The organism is Streptococcus sp. DAT741 (assembly GCF_009866825.1).
GTDB classification, from domain to species: domain Bacteria; phylum Bacillota; class Bacilli; order Lactobacillales; family Streptococcaceae; genus Streptococcus; species Streptococcus ruminantium.
This window is the reverse complement of the sequence record NZ_CP019557.1, coordinates 1912685-1932043: the sequence shown is the minus strand read 5'-3', so window position 1 is coordinate 1932043 and position 19359 is coordinate 1912685. Positions and strand designations below refer to the sequence as shown.

General features: G+C 40.7%; 19 protein-coding genes. 15 read left to right on the top strand and 4 right to left on the bottom strand.

Features of this window, described 5'->3' with window-relative positions:
• Positions 1 to 4: 4 nt before the first annotated feature.
• Genes BZG42_RS09205 through BZG42_RS09195 form a run of 3 tightly spaced genes read left to right on the top strand, consistent with a single transcriptional unit; the run spans position 5 to position 2376 of the window.
• Positions 5 to 1132: an N-acetyldiaminopimelate deacetylase gene (locus BZG42_RS09205; RefSeq protein WP_155962040.1), complete on the top strand. Its 1128-nt coding sequence runs from the start codon at positions 5 to 7 to the stop codon at positions 1130 to 1132.
• A 40-nt stretch (positions 1133 to 1172) separates the two neighbouring features.
• Positions 1173 to 1715 (top strand): 5-formyltetrahydrofolate cyclo-ligase, encoded by a 543-nt coding sequence (locus BZG42_RS09200; protein WP_155964799.1) that lies wholly within the window; start codon positions 1173 to 1175, stop codon positions 1713 to 1715.
• A complete protein-coding gene (locus BZG42_RS09195; RefSeq protein WP_155996160.1) occupies positions 1699 to 2376 on the top strand; it encodes a rhomboid family intramembrane serine protease in 678 nt (225 codons plus the stop codon). The genes BZG42_RS09200 and BZG42_RS09195 overlap by 17 nt, the downstream gene beginning before the upstream one ends.
• A gap of 84 nt (positions 2377 to 2460) precedes the next feature.
• Here the strand turns inward: BZG42_RS09195 and galU are convergent, their stop codons facing one another.
• Complete coding sequence (gene galU / locus BZG42_RS09190) at positions 2461 to 3357, bottom strand: UTP--glucose-1-phosphate uridylyltransferase GalU (protein WP_155969732.1); 897 nt, start codon at positions 3355 to 3357, stop codon at positions 2461 to 2463.
• 39 nt (positions 3358 to 3396) lie between these two features.
• Positions 3397 to 4413, bottom strand: a complete 1017-nt coding sequence (locus BZG42_RS09185) for an NAD(P)H-dependent glycerol-3-phosphate dehydrogenase (protein WP_155969730.1) — start codon at positions 4411 to 4413, stop codon at positions 3397 to 3399.
• A gap of 166 nt (positions 4414 to 4579) precedes the next feature.
• On the opposite strand from BZG42_RS09185, the gene BZG42_RS09180 reads away from it, so the two are divergent.
• Together BZG42_RS09180 and BZG42_RS09175 are read left to right on the top strand one after the other, a co-directional pair.
• The gene (locus BZG42_RS09180; protein ID WP_155962044.1) at positions 4580 to 6289 is read left to right on the top strand and encodes an ABC transporter ATP-binding protein; all 1710 of its coding nucleotides are present in this window, start codon (positions 4580 to 4582) and stop codon (positions 6287 to 6289) included.
• A 136-nt stretch (positions 6290 to 6425) separates the two neighbouring features.
• Positions 6426 to 8189 (top strand): ABC transporter ATP-binding protein, encoded by a 1764-nt coding sequence (locus BZG42_RS09175; RefSeq protein ID WP_155996157.1) that lies wholly within the window; start codon positions 6426 to 6428, stop codon positions 8187 to 8189.
• 148 nt (positions 8190 to 8337) lie between these two features.
• On the opposite strand, the gene BZG42_RS09170 is transcribed toward BZG42_RS09175, so the two are convergent.
• Positions 8338 to 8631, bottom strand: a complete 294-nt coding sequence (locus BZG42_RS09170; protein WP_120172339.1) for a bacteriocin immunity protein — start codon at positions 8629 to 8631, stop codon at positions 8338 to 8340.
• 368 nt (positions 8632 to 8999) lie between these two features.
• Complete coding sequence (locus BZG42_RS10155) at positions 9000 to 9620, bottom strand: hypothetical protein (protein ID WP_227985514.1); 621 nt, start codon at positions 9618 to 9620, stop codon at positions 9000 to 9002.
• Between the two features lie 340 nt (positions 9621 to 9960).
• On the opposite strand from BZG42_RS10155, the gene BZG42_RS09160 reads away from it, so the two are divergent.
• The 10 genes from BZG42_RS09160 to BZG42_RS09115 all read left to right on the top strand — a co-directional run bounded on the left by BZG42_RS09160 (position 9961) and on the right by BZG42_RS09115 (position 19180).
• A complete protein-coding gene (locus tag BZG42_RS09160; protein WP_155996154.1) occupies positions 9961 to 10815 on the top strand; it encodes a helix-turn-helix domain-containing protein in 855 nt (284 codons plus the stop codon).
• A gap of 437 nt (positions 10816 to 11252) precedes the next feature.
• Positions 11253 to 11696, top strand: coding sequence for a dUTP diphosphatase (locus BZG42_RS09155; protein WP_024532693.1), 444 nt, complete (start codon positions 11253 to 11255; stop codon positions 11694 to 11696).
• 523 nt (positions 11697 to 12219) lie between these two features.
• The gene (gene radA / locus BZG42_RS09150; RefSeq protein ID WP_155996151.1) at positions 12220 to 13584 is read left to right on the top strand and encodes a DNA repair protein RadA; all 1365 of its coding nucleotides are present in this window, start codon (positions 12220 to 12222) and stop codon (positions 13582 to 13584) included.
• A gap of 124 nt (positions 13585 to 13708) precedes the next feature.
• Positions 13709 to 14203: a beta-class carbonic anhydrase gene (locus BZG42_RS09145; protein WP_024532695.1), complete on the top strand. Its 495-nt coding sequence runs from the start codon at positions 13709 to 13711 to the stop codon at positions 14201 to 14203.
• A 110-nt stretch (positions 14204 to 14313) separates the two neighbouring features.
• Positions 14314 to 15033 (top strand): TIGR00266 family protein, encoded by a 720-nt coding sequence (locus BZG42_RS09140; RefSeq protein WP_024532696.1) that lies wholly within the window; start codon positions 14314 to 14316, stop codon positions 15031 to 15033.
• A gap of 406 nt (positions 15034 to 15439) precedes the next feature.
• Positions 15440 to 15886, top strand: a complete 447-nt coding sequence (locus BZG42_RS09135) for a LytTR family DNA-binding domain-containing protein (protein ID WP_120172332.1) — start codon at positions 15440 to 15442, stop codon at positions 15884 to 15886.
• A gap of 5 nt (positions 15887 to 15891) precedes the next feature.
• Positions 15892 to 16581, top strand: a complete 690-nt coding sequence (locus BZG42_RS09130) for a LiaF transmembrane domain-containing protein (RefSeq protein ID WP_120172330.1) — start codon at positions 15892 to 15894, stop codon at positions 16579 to 16581.
• Between the two features lie 155 nt (positions 16582 to 16736).
• Positions 16737 to 18191: a glutamate--tRNA ligase gene (gene gltX, locus BZG42_RS09125; RefSeq protein WP_155996148.1), complete on the top strand. Its 1455-nt coding sequence runs from the start codon at positions 16737 to 16739 to the stop codon at positions 18189 to 18191.
• Positions 18192 to 18337: 146 nt separating this feature from the next.
• The gene (locus BZG42_RS09120) at positions 18338 to 18781 is read left to right on the top strand and encodes a hypothetical protein (RefSeq protein ID WP_024532984.1); all 444 of its coding nucleotides are present in this window, start codon (positions 18338 to 18340) and stop codon (positions 18779 to 18781) included.
• A 75-nt stretch (positions 18782 to 18856) separates the two neighbouring features.
• The gene (locus BZG42_RS09115) at positions 18857 to 19180 is read left to right on the top strand and encodes a hypothetical protein (protein WP_155996145.1); all 324 of its coding nucleotides are present in this window, start codon (positions 18857 to 18859) and stop codon (positions 19178 to 19180) included.
• The last annotated feature ends 179 nt before the right edge of the window (positions 19181 to 19359 follow it).

Here is a 19359-nt window from a genome sequence, read left to right as displayed (position 1 = left end):
AGCTATGCTAGATGTAATTGCAATACGCCGTTTTCTCCATCAGATACCAGAATTGGGGATGGAAGAATTTAAAACCCAAGCCTTTCTTATAGAAACGATTGAGAACCTACTTGAGGGTTGTGACTTTGCTCAGATTCGTACATGGAAGACAGGGATTTTAGTCTATCTGACTGGTTTTGCGCCTGAAAAGACAATCGGCTGGCGGGCTGATATGGATGGGCTTCCTATTGAGGAGGAAACAGGCTTGGACTTCACCTCTCTCCATCCCGAGCGTATGCATGCCTGCGGGCATGATTTTCATATGACGATTGCTTTAGGACTACTGGAAAAAATGGCGGAGCAGCAACCAAGGAACAATCTTCTCTTTCTATTTCAGCCTGCGGAGGAAAGTCTAGCTGGCGGCATGTTGATGTATGAAGCGGGAGCCTTTGGTGATTGGCTACCAGATGAATTTTATGCCCTTCATATCCGACCAGATCTCAAAGTCGGGCAGATGGCCACTAACCGTGCGACCCTCTTTGCTGGGACTTGTGAAGTTAAGATTCGGTTGACAGGAAAAGGGGGGCACGCAGCATTTCCCCATACCGCAAATGATGCGCTTGTAGCAGCCAGTTATTTTGTAACTCAGGTGCAATCAGTTATTAGCCGAAATGTGGATCCGATTGAGGGAGCTGTGGTTACCTTTGGCTCTATGCATGCAGGGGCAACTAATAATATTATTGCGGAAACAGCCTTTTTACACGGAACAATTCGAGCTTTGACCCAGAGCATGAGCCTTCTAGTGCAAAAACGAGTCCGAGAAGTGGCGGAAGGAATTGCCCAGTCCTTTGGCGTGGAGCTGGAGATAGAGTTCAATCCGAGCGGATATCTACCTGTGGAGAACAATCCTCAATTAGCAGACGAGTTCATGAGGTATTTTGAAAGCGTGGAGGATGTGGAAATGATGGACTGTCCACCGGCTATGACAGGGGAAGATTTTGGTTACCTACTCAACAAAGTGCCGGGTGTTATGTTCTGGTTGGGGGTAGATACGCCCTATCCCTTGCACAATCCTCGTCTTAATCCAAGAGAGGAAGTTCTTTCCTTTGCTGTGGATAAGTTGAGTGAATTTCTGAAAATAAAAGCAAGCTAGGTTGGTATTTCCAGCCTTTTTCCGAAAAGGAGCATAAACTGTGGATAAAAAAGAAATACGTAACCTGATGCTAACGAGAATGAAGGAATTATCGAATAGTCAACGAGCCAGATGGAGTCGGCGCCTAACAGAAAATCTTTTGCAAACCCAAGCCTATAAAGCTTCAAAGTCGCTTGGGACCTATATTTCCATGCCACATGAGTTTGATACAGCTTACCTATTGGAGCAGGCCCAGAAGGATGGGAAAAGGCTTTTCATTCCTAAGACTTATTCTCAAGGACGGATGGATTTTGTAGAATATAATCCTGATGATTTAGTGAAATCTAGTTTTGGTATTTGGGAACCAGCTACTTATTCACAACCTGTGGATAAGTCTGTGATAAACTTGATTCATGTACCGGGTTTGGCTTGGAATCAAGCGGGTTTTCGGATTGGCTATGGTGGGGGTTTTTACGATCGCTATCTGATGGATTTTCAGGGGAAAACCTTTTCGACCCTACTTGATTTTCAGCTATATGACTTTGTACAAGAATCGTTTGATATAGCAGTAAAGGAGATGTTGATCTTTGAAGGATGTATTTGATACACGTTACCCGATTACCAATGGGTTGTTGGCTGTAACGGCTTTTGTTTTCCTTTTAATACAGGTGCTGCGTTTTGGACAGACGACAGCAGCTTATACTATTTTTGAATTTGGTGGTATGTATGGTGAGATTGTTCGCCATGATCCGACTCAGTTGTGGCGCTTGGTTTCTCCCATTTTTGTCCATATTGGCTGGGAACATTTCCTATTTAACAGTGTCACTCTACTTGGGCTTGGTTATCAGTTAGAGGGGTTATTTGGCCCAAGACGTTTTTTTCTCCTCTATCTCTTATCTGGGATAATGGGGAATGCATTTGTTCTATTTTTCACACCTGGTGTAATCGGTGCAGGTGCTTCAACTTCACTTTTTGGTCTTTTTGCAGCCATAGCTCTTCTAAGGAAATTTAGTCGAAGTCCTTATTTGAGGATGTTAGGTCAGCGGTACGTGGTTCTTTTGGTCTTCAACTTGGTTTTGGGACTGTTCAATCCGGCAATTAGCATGGCTGGGCATATTGGAGGAGCTGTTGGAGGGTGCTTGGTTGTGGTTTTTCTTCCCCCCCTTGTGGAAAAAGATCTTTTTAGCGGCAAGCAGATCTTTTATAGTTTTATCGGTTATCTAGGTTTGCTTGCTTTATTGCTTGGAGTGTTTTATCTTAGCTGAGTCATCAGAAGAAGAAAAAAAGATTGAAGAAAATCAGTCGTAATGGACTTTTTCTTCAATCTCAACTAGCATTTGCTAGTTTTTTTATTGTTCTTCTGAAAATTGCTTGTTAAGCTCAATGATGTATTGTTTCACATCGTCTTTGATGTGAGGATGCTGGAGAGCATAATCAATTGATGTTTTCATGAAGCCAAATTTGTCTCCCACATCGTAGCGTTTGCCGGTGAACTCACGCGCAAAAACACGTTGCGTTTTGTTGAGAGTATCAATTGCGTCTGTCAGTTGAATTTCATTGCCAGCGCCTGGTTCTTGTTTTTCTAAAATATCAAAAATTTCAGGGGTTAATAGGTAACGACCAATGATGGCTAAGTCAGATGGTGCTTCTTCAGGCTTAGGTTTTTCTACAAATGTTTCTACACTGTAGAGTCCGTTAATTCCTTCGCCCTGTGGGGCGATAACTCCGTAGGCAGAAACTTCCTCATGTGGGACAGGCATAACTGCAATGGTTGATGCATGAGTTGCTTCATAGTCATCAATCAATTGTTTTGTAATAGGTGTTGCAGTGGTGTCTGTAATATCCATGAGGTCATCACCCAACATGACTACAAATGGTTCGTTGCCAACGAATGCCTTGGCCTGTAAAACGGCATCTCCGAGTCCTTTTGGATAGCTTTGACGGATGAAGTGGAGACGGATGGCGGTTGCTTCGTCAACCAATTTTAAGAGGTCATTTTTCCCTTTTTCCTTTAGGTTATACTCCAACTCGAAATTTGAATCAAAATGGTCTTCAATGGAGCGTTTTGCCTTGTTCGTAACGACAAGAATATCTTCGATACCTGAACGAAGAGCTTCTTCAAAGATAAATTGCAGAGTTGGTTTGTCCACAATTGGAAGCATTTCTTTGGCGAGTGCCTTGGTTGCTGGGAGGAAGCGAGTTCCCAGGCCTGCCGCTGGGATGACAGCTTTTCTAACTTTTTTCATAGATTGTTCTTTCCTTTTATGTTTTATGTAGCTGAAAAATCAATGCCATTCGTTTTCATGACGGAATTCACCAGTCATAATCTCCTTAATCGCATCTTTAATAGTAGCGTCTTGATAAATTACCTTGTAGATGGCCTGGGTAATCGGCATGTAGACACCAAGTTCTTGAGCCAATTCGTAGGCAGCCTTGGTTGTTGATATTCCTTCAATCACCATTCCCATATTGCGCTCAACATCTTCTAATTTTTCTCCACGCCCCAGTTGATCTCCGGCCCGCCAGTTGCGAGAATGGATAGATGTACCGGTAACAATCAAGTCACCTACTCCAGAAAGACCGCTGTAGGTCAAAGGATTGGCTCCCATAGCGACCCCCAAACGGGTAATCTCTGTCAAGCCTCGGGCAATAATCGCAGCTTTGGCATTGTCACCATAACCAAGACCATGAAGGGCACCTGCACCAACTGCGATGATGTTTTTAAGTGCTCCGGCAGTCTCTACTCCGATCACATCATTATTGGTGTAAAGACGGAAATAATGATTGCTGAAAAGATTTTGGGCGTAGGTTGCTACCTCCATATTTTTTGAAGCAGCAGATATCAAGGTCAAATCGCGAACGATGGTTTCTTCAGCATGGCTAGGACCGGACACAACAACGATTTCCGACCGGTATTTAGCTGGAATTTCCTCTTCTAAGACTTCAGACAAGCGTTTATGGCTATCAGGCTCCAATCCTTTAGAAGCATGCATGATGACAACCTTATGCTTGAGCACTTGAGCTACTTGTTTGGCAACGAGTCGTGTTACTTTGGTTGGAACCACAAAAAGGATAGCATCCACACCGTCTAAGGCTTCGGATAGATCCTTGTATCCCTTGATATTTTTATCAAGAACAATATCTTTAAAATAACGGGTATTGGTATGCCGCTCATTGATCTCATCAATCTGTTCAGGAGCATTTCCCCAAATTCGGATAGCATGCCCATTATCATTTAGAACCTGAGCAAGGGCTGTTCCCCAAGAACCGGGGCCCAAGATAGCAATGGTTTGTTTGCTCATAGTCTTCCCTTTCTAGGAATTGTAGTATTGACCTTATTTTATCATATATTGTGGGAAAAAAACAGTTTTTGGACGAGATGGTTTTAGAAGTTTGAAAGTCTTTTTTAATTATGTTAGAATAAAAAATACGCATATTAAAATGTACGTATGTATAAGGGGAGGAAATATGTTAATAAAAGCAATTATGAAATACAAATGGCAGGCGCTGTGCTCGGTATTCATGGTTCTGTTCTATGTTTTGTCTAGTCTTTTGCAACCGCGTTTTTTGCAGAATGTATTGGCAGCTGTGGCAGCTAATGACCAAGCGACTATCTTCCAAATGGGAGGCTGGCTACTGGGAGTAGCTGCCCTTGGCTTGGTAGCAGGAGCGACCAATACTATTTTGGCAGCGTATATTGCACAAGCTGTTTCCGCAGATTTACGGGAGCAAATGTTTAAGAAAATTCAAACTTTCTCTTATGCCAATATTGAGGAGTTCAATGCTGGGAATCTAGTTGTTCGTATGACCAACGACCTGTCTCAAGTGCAAAATTTACTCATGATGACCTTTCAAGTTCTTTTGCGCCTACCCCTGCTCTTTATCGGTGCGATTGTCTTTGCTGTGAGTACCATGCCGGAGCTGTGGTGGATTGTAGTCTTGATGATTGTTCTGATAGGTGCAACCATGGCGGTTATTATGAGCATTATGGGACCTCGTTTTGGAAAATTCCAAAAATTGGTAGATGGCATCAATGCTATTGCCAAGGAAAACCTGCGTGGGGTTCGTGTTGTTAAATCTTTTGTTCAGGAAAAAAATCAAGCTGAGAAGTTTGAAAAAGTATCAGATGACTTGTTCAAATTAAACCGCTTTATTGGGTCGGGCTTCTCCTTTTTGGAACCGATGTTCATTTTGATTTCTTATTTGGCAATCTATGCGGCTATTTTTTCTGTTTACAATCTGTTGGGAACCAATCCAGAGGCGGTCAACAAGTTGGCTTCTTTCAACACCTATCTCACACAAATTATGTTTACTATCATCATGGTTGGATTCATGGGAAGCAATGCTAGCCGTGCAGCTATTTCTATCAAGCGGATAAATGAAGTGTTAGCGACCAATCCTGCTATGACGTTTGAAGACAAGCCTGTAGAGGAACTAGATGCAACAATCTCCTTTAAAAATGTAACATTTACATATCCAAAAGACGAACAGGCAATGCTGAAAAATATTAGCTTTGATATTCAGGCTGGTCAGATGGTTGGTGTCGTTGGTGCGACAGGAGCTGGAAAATCTACGCTGGCTCAACTCATTCCCCGGCTTTTTGACCCGCAAGAGGGGACGATTGAAATCGGTGGCAGAGACATCAAGACACTTAGCCAAGAAACACTCAGAAATACAGTGTCTATCGTTTTGCAGAAGGCCATCTTGTTTACGGGGACCATTGCATCCAATATCCGTCAGGGGAAGGCAGGTGCTAGTCAAATTGAGTTGGAACGTGCTGCACGAATTGCTCAAGCTATGGAATTTATCGAACGGATGCCAGATAGTTATCAGTCAGGTGTGGAGGAGCGTGGAAATAATTTTTCTGGTGGGCAGAAGCAACGGATGTCCATTGCGCGTGGTCTAGTATCCAATCCTAAAATTTTGATTTTAGATGATTCTACATCTGCTTTGGATGCAAAGTCTGAGAAGCTAGTGCAGGAGGCCCTCAACCATGACTTGAAAGATACAACAACTATCATTATTGCTCAGAAAATTTCATCTGTGGTCAAGGCAGATACCATTTTGGTTCTGGATGAGGGACGCTTGATTGGTCAGGGGACTCATCAGGAATTGGTGGCAACCAACGAGGTTTATCGAGAAATATTTGAAACGCAGAAAGGGAGGGAGGAAAACTAAGGTAACGGGTTCATCTTGGGCTTATACTCATTTGAACTCGTCTGGAAAGCTCAAAAAGGATAAAATATTTTACGTATGCTTATGCGGTGCTTATTTCCTTTTTTAAATGCTTTCCAATTATCTTGGTATGATGATTATGAAAACAGCACGATTTTTTTGGACTTATTTTAAACAATTTAAGTTAGCTTTTGCAGTCATTTTTGTAGCTATTCTCCTTTCGACATTCATGCAGGTTTTATCGCCTGTTTTTATGGGGCGAGCAGTAACAGAACTAACCAGTCTGGCTCAGGCTATGGCGACTGGTAAGCAGATGGATACGAGTCTTTTCTTTTCAACCTTGATGAGTTTATTGTTTGCAGTTTTGCTGATGGCTGCCTCATCGGTGACCTATTCCTTGCTTTTTACACGTATTATTTCTCAATCAACGAACCAGATGCGAAAGGGATTGTTTGGCAAATTAGAGAAGTTGACAGTCAGCTTTTTTGACCGCCATCAGGATGGGGAGATTCTTTCACGCTTTACATCAGATTTGGACAATATTCAAAATGCTTTTAATATGTCACTCATCAATGTTGTCACCCAGTCTATCTTGTATATTGGAATCGTCGTGATGATGTTTGTCCAAAGTGTTCAGATGGCTCTAGTGGTCGTTGCGACAACACCAGTTGCCCTCATTTTCTTATTTTTTATTATCCGGATGTCGCGTAAGTATTCAGATTTGCAACAAAAGGCAGTTGGGAAACTCAATGCCTACATGGATGAGAATATCTCAGGACAAAAAGCTATTATTGTCCAAGGTTTGCAGTCTCAGGTCGTAGATGGTTTTATGGAACTCAATAAGGATGTCCGACAAGCGACTTTTAAGGGAAGAATTTTCTCAGGTCTTCTCTTTCCTGTTATGAATGGTTTGAGCTTGATTAACACAGCTATTGTTATTTTTGTCGGCTCTAATCTAGTTCTATCCAATACCAACCTGTCCACAGCAGCAGCCTTGGGTCTAGTCGTGACCTTCGTCCAATATTCGCAGCAATATTATCAGCCTATGATGCAAGTCGCTTCCAGCTGGGCTGAAATGCAATTAGCTTTCACAGGGGCTCACCGTATACAAGAAATGTTTGATGAGCCAGAAGAAGTCCGCCCGACTCATGCTCCAGTCTTTACCGAGTTGAAGGATAAGGTAGAGATTGAACAGGTTGATTTTAGCTATGTCGAAGGCAAGCCGATTCTCAAAAACGTGACAATCACAGCTCCCAAAGGGCAAATGACCGCAGTCGTTGGTCCGACAGGTTCAGGAAAGACGACTATTATGAACCTCATTAACCGTTTTTATGATGTCAATAGCGGAGCGATACGTTTTGATGGAACAGACATTCGATCATTTGATCTGGATAGCTTACGACAGAAGGTCGGTATCGTCTTGCAGGAGTCCGTCCTCTTCTCAGGAACTATCCGAGATAATATCGCCTTTGGTGCAGGTGACGTTTCGCAGGAATTGGTGGAGACGGCGGCTCGTGCTACTCATATTCACGAGTTTATCATGAGCTTGCCAGATGGCTACGATACCTATGTTGATGATGAAAATAATGTCTTTTCAACCGGTCAGAAGCAGCTGATTTCTATCGCCCGTACTCTTTTGACTGATCCGCAGGTTCTCATTTTGGACGAGGCGACTTCAAATGTTGATACGGTAACGGAAAGCAAGATTCAATCTGCCATGGAGACGATCGTTGCAGGACGGACCAGTTTCGTCATCGCTCACCGTCTCAAGACTATTCTAAACGCAGATCAAATCATTGTTCTGAAAGATGGAGAGGTGATCGAGCGTGGCAACCACAGCGAGTTGCTTAAGCTAAACGGCTTCTATGCCGAACTCTATCACAATCAGTTTGTGTTTGAATAAATATGTAAACAGTAAAAAACAGTCAATCCATGTTTATCTGGTTGACTGTTTTTTACTATTTTTGACCATTCTTATGAGACGGGGAATAAAATTAGTCCTTATAAAGTAGTGGACTAGCGTTGTCTGATTTTTGACTTATTTAGAGAACCTAGAGTTTCTTTTTGTCTGGAATAAGAAAATTCCATATGGCAGCAGCTCCAGTTGCTGGATTTTGTCTGCTTATTTCAGTAAATAATTCCATCACCGGAGGAGAGAGTAAATTTTTTACTGCCAAAGAAGATAGTTCTTTCTTCAGATATGCAATCACCTTTAAAAAGTACTCATCATTTTGCAGCCTGTTTTGAGCCTGCTTCAGCACAGCTAACTCTTGGACCAATAGAGGATGTGTGCCAATGAGTGTCTCAATGTGAGATTGCAGAGTAACAGTAGTAAATTTTGTCATTAGTTCGTTTCACCCCTTTTTTATAAAATTATAACACCTAAATTGGGTCTGATGAGATTGTATATTGATGGTGCGTATCAAGCTGGAAAAAAGTGGATTGTTCAAGATTGATTTAGGAGGATTGTTGTATCGAACAAGGGTAATAAAGAGAAGAATGAGCTGAAAATAACTCATTCTTTTGTGGAGTTAATTCTGATATAGAGATAGCGTATGACCCACATTGTCAATTTATATATTAAAAATATTGATATGGGAACAAATATAGCCGTTTGTATCGAATTGTAAAGCGCTGGAGAATAATGGTTGGTGATCGAAAATAGGCAGAATAGTAAAAAAATAATAATAAATTCTTTGAAATCTTTCATATTTTATTCCGCCACTATTCCACCAATGCCAATTTTTATTCCTTTTTTCTGGAACGCTGCATCATTTAAAGCTTGTAAAATAGCTGCTGCTCCGAACCATCCAATAATACCTCCAATAACTGTTCCGATACCAGGATAAAATGATAGTAAAGCGGACATTGCTCCAGCGATAACTCCTGGTCCGTAACTAGCTGATAAATTGACAATATTAAGAACTTCACCGTAGGATAAATGGATATATCCGCCACTAAAGCTAGCTCTTGGTATCATAACTGGTGTTGTGATTTTCGTATTGTAATTTGCGATTGATCCGATGATAAAGGCGATGTCTTCGCCACTAAGGTTGTACTTGTTTTTGATGAATCCAGTATCGTGTTTGAGATATAATTCATTGTTATCTGTTAAAGCGAGTTCTTCACCAATGGTGAATATTACTGTTAATTTTCGCCTTTGTTCAGATGTAAGGTCATTCAAATGAACATCGGGGAAATCAGTTGTTGATATTGTTTTCGGTGTTGGATTTCCTTTGGTATTTGCATAAACTGATGCTGTACTCGGTAAAATTGATACACAAAGAGTTATAGCTGCTAATGAGGTGTTTATGTATTTCATTGCCTTTTTCATGATGATACTTCTTTTCTGTTTAGAGTAATAGTAAAGATTTAAACTGTCTCCCCCACCCAAAATTGTTGTTTCCGCTTTTCCTCCCTTCCAAGGTGGTGAAGTTTTAGTGGATTTTGTTTACTTTTGGATAGGCAGTAACCACCAACCGCCCCAACCGTCTCCTAGGAGACGAGGAATGGTAATGACTGCTAAGTAGGTCAATAGGAGAAGGTGGTTTCTCCAGTTTCTCATCATCTTTTACCTCTATTCGTTTTTATTTTTCCTTAGCCTTATGGTATCATGTATTTGCGGAAAAATAAAAAAGTGTAAACAATTCTCACACACTTATAGGGAGGTTGCTATGAAGTGGGATTTTGGTACGGTTTTAAAAGAAATCAGGAAGTCAAAAGGTTTGAGTCAGCGAGAGGTTTGCGGAGATGCTTTATCAAGAACAACTCTTTCAAAGATTGAAAATAACAAGGAATATCCCACGATTGCTCACTTTGCCCATATCCTTCGTCAATTGGATATGACTTATGCAGAGTTTGATTATATCTGTCATGCCTATCAGCCTTCCGAGCGATCCAGTCTGATAAACAAATTTGAAAAGCTAGGTGGCAAATATATGACAAATGGAGTGTTGGAAGAATTTTTGATAGCCATCCAGGCCTATCTAAAAAAATATGATGATATTCGTCTACAACGAATGAATCAACAGCTTCGACTAACCTTATCCATCTGTCAGTATGGCGATAGCGAAACAACTAGAAAACTGTCTCAAGAACTGTGGCAAGAGCTAGAAAAATGCGATACATGGTATCTAGCGGACTTTCGGAAATTAAATCTAGTTCTTCCTTTTCTTCCACTTAAACAGCTAGAAGGGTTTGTTAATAAGGTCTTGTCATCCTTGAAAAAATATAAAGATTTTAAGGAAATACAAACAAGTCAGTTTGTACTTTTAGCAAATTTATCTACAGTGCTTATCAAAAATGACCATATTATAGACTGTAAGCGAATAATTGAAATTGCCTACCAGATTGCTCAGGAAAGCATGCGAATCGACTATATAGGCTTTGCCAATGTTCGTATGGGAATTTTGCGACACGACAAAAAGATGGTGGACAAGGGACTTGCTATTCTTCAAGCAGCAGAAATGGTGGATATGGCGGAAAAAATGGAGCAAGAAGTAAATGAATATTGGGGTAGGTTTGCCTGACAACTGGTCAGTTTTTTATCTTTGAAAATCGCAGGCTTTTGCGAATTAGTGTATAATGGGAATGGTTAAAATACATAGGAGTTATCATTTTAATCTATCAAGTTGGGCATGTTCAAGAAATAATCTGTGTCATTGATAAGGAAAAATGGTGAGGGCATGGTTCACATCCTGACACGTTTATATTTGTATTGCAAGTCTTGACCAAATCAAGAATCTGTCCAGAACAAGCTAAAATAAGATTATTCTCAATAAATCTGAGGGCTTTGTCATTATTCAAAAGATAAATTACAAGAAATTGCTAGTGGTTTAGCTTTTGAAGAAAAAGCTCCCAATAGCTTGTAAGTTCACAAAAGAGCGTGCAAATGTATATTATAATATTAAAGAGAGGATAAAAACCTCGCAAAATCAATACTTGAGAGGATCAAAAGATAAATATGATGAAAATTCGTGGTTTTGAACTGGTCAGTCAGTTTACAGATGAAAACTTATTGCCAAAACGAGAAACAGCTCATGCAGCAGGCTATGACCTGAAAGCAGCCGAGACCATCTGTTTGGAACCAGGCGAGATTAAGTTGGTACCAACGGGAGTTAAAGCTTATATGCAGGAAAACGAGGTTCTTTACCTTTATGACCGTTCGTCTAATCCTCGTAAGAAGGGCTTGGTCTTAATCAACTCAGTTGGAGTTATTGACGGTGATTATTATGGCAATGCTGCCAATGAAGGTCATATCTTTGCTCAAATGCGCAATATCACCGATGAAACAGTTGTGATAGAGGCTGGTGAGCGAATTGTACAGGCTGTCTTTGCTCCTTTCTTGCTAGCCGATGGTGATGAAGCAGATGGAGTTCGTACGGGTGGTTTTGGTTCTACAGGGAAGTAGAAGGGCGCATGTACATTATTTTGGTCCAGCATTCTGAACCGGACTACACTGTGTCTTATACTAGCCTTGAAAATCCCAGCCTCTATTGCTGGTTTTGGATGTGTCTTTGCTTGGGGAGATTTTTGGCTCAAGAAAAGGCGGAAAATCCTGTATTTGTCCGAGTACAAGTTGTGTGACCGAGTCTTAGGAACTACGCTTACCTCGCTCACAGCCTGATTTGCTCCGATCTGGTAGAGCTACTTTCCATGAATGGCGACCGGATATAACGGGACAAAACTTTAGGCAAGAACAGGTTGTGTTTGTTCATAGATTATTTATGGAACATAGAGGGGTGTCTGAGCCTTCACCTGTCTGCTACGAAACTATGGTGGGGATGACAAATCGATTTTACAGGCACTCAAAAAATACCAAACGCATGACAAACCCCCGCTAGCTTGTCATGATATGCTGATATATCAGTCTGTACCAAAAGAAAAGAGTGCCTACAGTGAGATATTGGAATACGAGTTAATAGGAGGAAAACATCATCGCTAAGAAAAAAACAACCTTTGTCTGTCAGTCCTGCGAATACCACTCGCCCAAATACCTAGGGCGCTGTCCCAACTGTGGTTCTTGGTCGTCCTTTGTAGAGGAAGTGGCAGTTACAGAAGTTAAGAATGAGCGAGTCAGTTTGACAGGCGAGAAGACCCGACCAATGAAGCTAAATGAAGTTTCCTCTATCCAAGTGTCTCGCACCAAGACTAGTATGGAAGAGTTCAATCGCGTTCTGGGAGGAGGTGTAGTGCCAGGGAGTTTGGTTCTTATTGGTGGAGATCCGGGTATAGGCAAGTCCACCTTGCTCTTGCAGGTTTCAACTCAGCTATCAACTATTGGTACTGTTCTTTATGTATCAGGAGAAGAGTCTGCCCAACAAATCAAGCTACGAGCAGAGCGCTTAGGCGATATTGACAGCGAGTTTTATCTCTATGCAGAGACCAATATGCAGAGTATCCGCAAGGAGATTGAAAAAATCAAGCCGGATTTTTTGATTATTGATTCTATTCAGACGATTATGAGTCCGGATATTTCTAGCGTGCAGGGATCAGTCAGTCAGGTGCGTGAAGTGACCAATGAGCTCATGCAGATTGCCAAGACCAATAATATCGCAACCTTTATTGTCGGTCACATGACCAAGGAAGGAACTCTTGCAGGACCGCGTACTCTAGAACACATGGTAGATACGGTGCTTTATTTTGAGGGAGAGCGCCAGCATACCTTCCGCATCTTGCGAGCGGTCAAAAATCGTTTTGGATCAACCAATGAGATCGGAATTTTTGAAATGCAGTCTCAGGGTTTGGTAGAGGTTCTCAATCCTAGCGAAGTCTTTTTGGAAGAACGTTTGGATGGAGCGACAGGTTCTGCCATTGTTGTTACCATGGAGGGAACCAGACCTATCTTAGCAGAAGTACAAGCCTTGGTGACTCCGACCATGTTTGGTAATGCCAAGCGGACGACAACAGGACTAGACTTCAATCGGGCGAGCTTAATTATGGCAGTTTTGGAAAAAAGGGCAGGTCTACTTTTACAAAATCAAGATGCTTACCTAAAATCAGCAGGTGGTGTCAAGTTAGATGAGCCGGCAATTGATCTTGCGGTAGCAGTTGCCCTCGCTTCCAGCTACAAGGATAAGCCCACCAATCCTCAGGAGTGTTTTATCGGGGAAATCGGTCTGACAGGTGAAATACGCCGTGTCAATCGGATCGAACAGCGCATCAATGAAGCGGCTAAGTTGGGATTTACAAAAGTCTATGCTCCCAAAAATTCCTTGACAGGTATCAAGGTCCCTAAAGAAATTATGGCTATAGGAGTGACAACAATTGGTGAAGTTTTGCAAAAAGTATTTAATTAGTAAAAACTTTCGGGAGTGACAGATTGTTGTTCCCTTTTTTGCGACAAATTGTTGAGAATATGATAAGCTAAAGTCAGTTTCATTTCTGAAAATTTCAGCTTTTTTCATCAGGATTAGGGGGCCCATGTCTTATTTTCAAAATTTTATGAAAGCTAATAAGGCCTATGTTGATTTACACGGGACTTATCATCTTCCTTTGCGACCAAAGACAAAGGTAGCAATTGTGACTTGCATGGATTCGCGCCTCCATGTTGCTCAGGCTTTGGGATTAGCTCTTGGTGATGCCCATATTTTGCGGAATGCGGGTGGTCGAGTGACCGAGGATGTGATCCGTTCTCTAGTTATTTCTCAACAACAGTTAGGAACACGGGAAATTGTAGTGCTTCACCATACAGATTGTGGTGCTCAGACCTTCACGAATGAGGAGTTTACAGCCCAGCTCAAGCGTGACTTAGGAGTGGATGTGGGAAATCAAGATTTTCTCCCGTTTACAGATATTGAAGATAGTGTCAGAGAAGATATTGCTCTGCTGAAAAACTCACCTCTCATACCAGATACTATTGAAATTTCAGGAGCAATTTATGATGTGGATACAGGGCGCATGACCGAGGTTCAATAATTTTCTCTAGAGTTTTATAATAGCTGTTTACACAAACATACTTGACAATTTTTTTCGTTGAGTATACAATTGTATGAAATGAATGATACAGATAGGCAAGGAGATTTTTTATGTCAGATAATCGCATGAGATATACCATTGATAGCAATATGCAGTTTCCTCTGGTAGAAATTGCTTTGGAAGCTGGAGAATCAGCTTATATACAACAGGGAAGCATGGTCTATCATACACCGAGTGTCACCTTGAATACGAAACTCAATGCACGTGGACGTTCTGGTTTTGGTAAACTTGTGGGAGCGATTGGTCGCTCTATGGTATCTGGTGAGTCCATGTTTATTACACAAGCTGTGTCTGATAGTGATGATGGAAAGATTGCTCTTGCTCCCTCTACTCCGGGTCAAGTAATTGCTTTGGAGCTTGGTGCGGAGCAATACAGACTCAATGATGGTGCCTTTCTTGCCCTAGATGGTTCTGCTCAATACAAAATGGAGCGCCAGAGTGTTGGGAAAGCCCTCTTTGGTGGTCAAGGTGGTCTCTTTGTTATGACAACTGAAGGTCGTGGTACGCTTTTAGCCAACGCATTTGGTTCTATTAAAAAGCTGACACTGGATGGTGGAAGTATTACAATTGATAATGCTCATGTTGTTGCTTGGAGTCGTGATTTAGACTACAATATTCACATGGAAAATGGCTTCCTTCATTCTATCGGTACTGGTGAAGGGATTGTCAATACCTTCACTGGTTATGGCGAGATCTATGTACAGAGTCTGAATATTGAAACCTTTGCGCGTGTTGTTAGCCATCATATTTCAACCAATTCGGGTTCGTAGTTGCTAGGAAGTAGAAGAAATCTATAGGACTCCTATAAGTGTGCTGATTTTAGTATCCAAGTGGAGAGATAAAAGCTAGAAAACTCAGGGCAACTTGAGTTTTTTTGTTTACCACTTACTGGTTAAAACGAACCACTTACTGAAAAAAACTTGTCAATTTCTCAGGATTTGTTACACTAATACTAATCGTAGCAGAGAATGGGAAGCTAAATCGCACTTGTATCTGGGATACTGCGTTTGATTTCTTATTTTTGTACGAATTTTTACGCTCTTTGTATCTTGGTTTAATCGAACACGAGCTAAAATCCTAGTAAAAAAGATAACCGTCCTAGTGTGCTTAGCCCACTTTGTCCGTTTCCTATTTTTATACGGATTTTTACGCTCTTTGTATCTTGAGGGAGGGGATATGAAAATTAAGATTGAGTTGGACGATGGTTTGGATGATCTTGAGGTTGTCATTCGAGCTAGTCACTTATCTGTTGAGGTTGAACAAATCCAGCAGGCTTTAGCTCAGGTTAGTCGCCCGAAAATGATTTTCTATAAGGGAGGGAGTGAATATTTTCTCGATTTAACGGATGTCCTCTTTTTTGAAACAGATGGGACAAAGATTTTTGCTCATAGTCGGGACAATGCTTACGAGGTCAAGTTGAAACTCTATGAATTGGAAGAGTGTTTGCCGTTTTATTTTTGTCGAATTTCCAAATCAAGCATTGCCAATATACGTTCCATCTATTCGCTGGAAAAATCCTTTTCAGGAACTAGTACTATTCACTTTTATGATACAGTCAAACAAATCCATGTATCGCGTCATTATTATCAATTATTAAAAGAAAAGCTCAGAGAAATGAGGTAAGTATCATGAGAAAAATGTTTTTAGGGGTAGGATTTATCCTTTTGGCTCTTTATCTTCTGTTCAAGGATAGGTTATTACTGCCAGATTTGGGAATGTCTCTTTGGACCTTGCTCTTGGTTTTGGGGTTCGGCTATGGAACTGTTCAAAATATTTATCGTCGTAACTATATCAGTGCCTATGTTTGCGGTATCATTGCTTTTGTTCTTTTGGAAAAGCATTACAACTGGCTCAATATTAGTACAGGAACCATAGTTATAGCAGCGGTTTTAGCTGGTCTTGGTCTCAACATGATCTTTAAGCCTCGTCACAAGATATATGGTTTTGAATCTGGTGAGAGTACGAGAAATACTATTGAAGGATGTTTTTTCCAGAATCACGGACCAGATACTGTCTTTACCAATGCAACTCGCTATATTAATGAAGGTAATTTGACCAATGTCAGTGGTGATACGGTCTTTTCTGGAGTTTCTATCTATTTTGTTAATGCTAATATGTTAGGTGATGTCGCAACCTACTCAGGTGATGCTGTTTTTTCCAACGTCAAGTTATATGTTCCCAAAAACTGGAATATTGAATTTAGAGGGGATAAAGTTTTCAGCAGTATCAAGAATCATTCAGTTGAAAATACGGCAGAAAAAACCTTGGTCATTACAGGGGATTACGTTTTTAGCCAGTTAGAGATTTTCTATGTCTGACCTATCACTGCCCTGATTTTTGTAGCTGCTGGTTTTCAAAAAAGCTCCACCAGAAAGAATAGCCGTTCTATGGTTAAAAAAGTATAGTCGGCTTTCTTTTTTTTAATTTAGTGCTATAATAGAAGCAATATAAAATTTTTATAACGGAGTAAGTTATGTTAAAACCAATTCGTGTGCGTTACGCACCTAGTCCAACAGGACTTTTACACATAGGAAATGCCCGTACAGCCTTATTTAATTACCTATTTGCCCGTCATTATGGTGGTACGTTTATCATTCGTATTGAAGATACTGACCGTAAGCGTCACGTAGAGGACGGAGAGCGTTCTCAGCTTGACAATTTACGTTGGTTGGGGATTGATTGGGATGAAAGTCCAGAAACGCATGAAAACTATCGTCAATCAGAGCGTTTAGATATTTACCAACAATACATTGATGAGCTATTGACTTCAGGAAAAGCTTATAAGTCTTATGTGACAGAAGAAGAGTTAGCGGCAGAGCGCGAACGCCAAGAAGCTGCCGGTGAAACTCCTCGCTATGTTAATGAGTACTTAGGTATGTCAGCAGATGAGAAAGCGGCTTACATTGCAGAGCGTGAGGCAGCGGGGATTGTTCCAACTGTTCGTTTGGCAGTCAATGAAACTGGTATCTACAAGTGGAATGACATGGTTAAAGGGGAGATTGAGTTTGAAGGTGGCAACATCGGTGGTGATTGGGTTATCCAGAAACGCGATGGTTATCCAACTTATAACTTTGCCGTGGTAGTTGATGACCATCTCATGGAAATCTCACATGTTATCCGTGGGGATGACCATATCGCCAACACACCAAAACAGCTCATGGTCTATGAAGCGCTGGGCTGGGAAGCACCAGAATTTGGACACATGACCTTGATTATCAATTCTGCGACAGGTAAAAAATTGTCTAAACGTGACACTAATACTCTTGCTTTTATTGAAGACTATCGCAAGAAAGGCTACCTTCCAGAAGCCATCTTTAACTTTATCACACTTTTGGGCTGGACTCCCGGTGGTGAAGAAGAAATTTTCTCAAAAGAAGAGATTATTCAACTCTTTGATGAAAAACGCTTGAGCAAATCACCAGCCTCCTTTGATCCGAAGAAGTTAGCTTGGATGGGAAATGAGTACATGAAGAAGGCTGACTTGGAGACCATTTTCAGTTTGACTAAGCCATTCTTAGAAGCGGCGAATCGTTTGACGGATAAAGCAGAAAAATTGGTGGAGCTCTACAAGCCACAGATGTCCTCAGCAGATGAGATCCTTCCTTTGACAAATCTTTTCTTCTCTGATTTTCCAAATCTGACAGAAGCTGAAAAAGAGGTGATGTCAGCAGAAACAGTACCGACTGTTCTGAAGGCACTCAAAGAAAAATTAGTGGCAATGACAGATGAGGAGTTCCAACCAGATAACATCTTCCCACAAATCAAAGCCGTTCAAAAAGAGACAGGTATCAAGGGAAAGAATCTCTTTATGCCAATCCGTATTGCTGTTTCAGGTGAAATGCACGGTCCAGAATTACCAAATACGATTTACCTACTCGGTCGTGAAAAATCTATCCAACATATTGACAATATGTTGAATAATTTATAGTATAAAAAATCCGCTGTCGAATGACTGCGGATTTATCGTCTGTAACAATCTGTAGAAATTGACTTTTTTGGGGGAAGTGCTATAATGTAAACGGATACAAATGTGGGCGGTATAATTTCCAAAAGACCAGAAAAAAGGGGGGCTTCATGGCTAGAAAAAAAGTTTTTTTATTCGTTTTTGGGGTTGTAATGTTATTTGGAAGTTATGTAGGATGGAAACTATACCAAGATAGTACTCGGGTAATTATTCCCTTAGAAGAGCTACAGGGTATAACTGTTTCGCCGATCAAAGGAGACTTTTCGATTTCAGGGACAGCTAATATCAGTAATTTTGAACGAGTTTCAAATTATCAAGCTAAACAAACAGGAAATGATGTTTACTTATACTTTATGAAAACCAAGTCTATTTTTAAGGACGATGCAGTTGATTTGAAATTATCGAGAATCATAATTGGTGATGTTGGGAGTAAGATAAAAAATATATATTTGATTAGCGGTGAGAATATTATCGTTAAAACAAGTTCTCGCTCCACTGATTATCTTGATATCGAAAATCGTGATAAGGAGAAATTGTTATTTAGTTCGGAGTAGTCATTCCTTTAAATGATGACATTTATTTGATTACTTAGAAAAAATTGGGTTATAAAAAGGAGGATAATTGTTACGTTGAAAAAAGTTCGTTTGCTCGCTATCCTATCTTTATCTGTGGTATTCTTATTTTGTAGCGGCTCTATATTTGTTGCACAAGGTAGTTGGACATCCAGTTTTCAGTTCGATTTTAATGGAGTATCAGAAGTAGGAACGACAAACGCCTTTGGTGAAACTGGGCATTTTACTTTGAGAGTAGTTCGTGCTACTGGGCAATGGATTGGGCACAGTAATCACACTTTGGGGCCTCATCAGTCAGCTGCGAATAGCTTTTGGGGAGATAGACAGGGGCAAGTGATTATCAATTCTCGATATTGGCACACACCTTGGTTTAAGCCTTAAATAGCGTGTTACAATGAATAAAAATTCCAATTGATATTAGCTATGCCAAACTATTACAACCTAAAAAATTGAGGTGCATCAATTTTCCAGTGTACCTCAATTTGTGTTATTGAGCTTTTTTAGAGGTTCAAAAAGATAGTAAATACATAAATCTTGAACATATTTTGGGCTAGTCTTCC

Excerpts from the sequence above, each read along its gene's own strand:
- BZG42_RS09205 (WP_155962040.1), top strand. The coding sequence starts at position 5 with ATGCTAGATGTAATTGCAATACGCCGTTTTCTCCATCAGATACCAGAA.
- galU (WP_155969732.1), bottom strand. The coding sequence starts at position 3,357 with ATGAAAAAAGTTAGAAAAGCTGTCATCCCAGCGGCAGGCCTGGGAACT.
- BZG42_RS09185 (WP_155969730.1), bottom strand. The coding sequence starts at position 4,413 with ATGAGCAAACAAACCATTGCTATCTTGGGCCCCGGTTCTTGGGGAACA.
- BZG42_RS09180 (WP_155962044.1), top strand. The coding sequence starts at position 4,580 with ATGTTAATAAAAGCAATTATGAAATACAAATGGCAGGCGCTGTGCTCG.
- BZG42_RS09175 (WP_155996157.1), top strand. The coding sequence starts at position 6,426 with ATGAAAACAGCACGATTTTTTTGGACTTATTTTAAACAATTTAAGTTA.
- BZG42_RS09170 (WP_120172339.1), bottom strand. The coding sequence starts at position 8,631 with ATGACAAAATTTACTACTGTTACTCTGCAATCTCACATTGAGACACTC.
- BZG42_RS10155 (WP_227985514.1), bottom strand. The coding sequence starts at position 9,620 with ATGAAAAAGGCAATGAAATACATAAACACCTCATTAGCAGCTATAACT.
- BZG42_RS09160 (WP_155996154.1), top strand. The coding sequence starts at position 9,961 with ATGAAGTGGGATTTTGGTACGGTTTTAAAAGAAATCAGGAAGTCAAAA.
- BZG42_RS09155 (WP_024532693.1), top strand. The coding sequence starts at position 11,253 with ATGAAAATTCGTGGTTTTGAACTGGTCAGTCAGTTTACAGATGAAAAC.
- BZG42_RS09145 (WP_024532695.1), top strand. The coding sequence starts at position 13,709 with ATGTCTTATTTTCAAAATTTTATGAAAGCTAATAAGGCCTATGTTGAT.
- BZG42_RS09140 (WP_024532696.1), top strand. The coding sequence starts at position 14,314 with ATGTCAGATAATCGCATGAGATATACCATTGATAGCAATATGCAGTTT.
- BZG42_RS09135 (WP_120172332.1), top strand. The coding sequence starts at position 15,440 with ATGAAAATTAAGATTGAGTTGGACGATGGTTTGGATGATCTTGAGGTT.
- BZG42_RS09130 (WP_120172330.1), top strand. The coding sequence starts at position 15,892 with ATGAGAAAAATGTTTTTAGGGGTAGGATTTATCCTTTTGGCTCTTTAT.
- gltX (WP_155996148.1), top strand. The coding sequence starts at position 16,737 with ATGTTAAAACCAATTCGTGTGCGTTACGCACCTAGTCCAACAGGACTT.
- BZG42_RS09120 (WP_024532984.1), top strand. The coding sequence starts at position 18,338 with ATGGCTAGAAAAAAAGTTTTTTTATTCGTTTTTGGGGTTGTAATGTTA.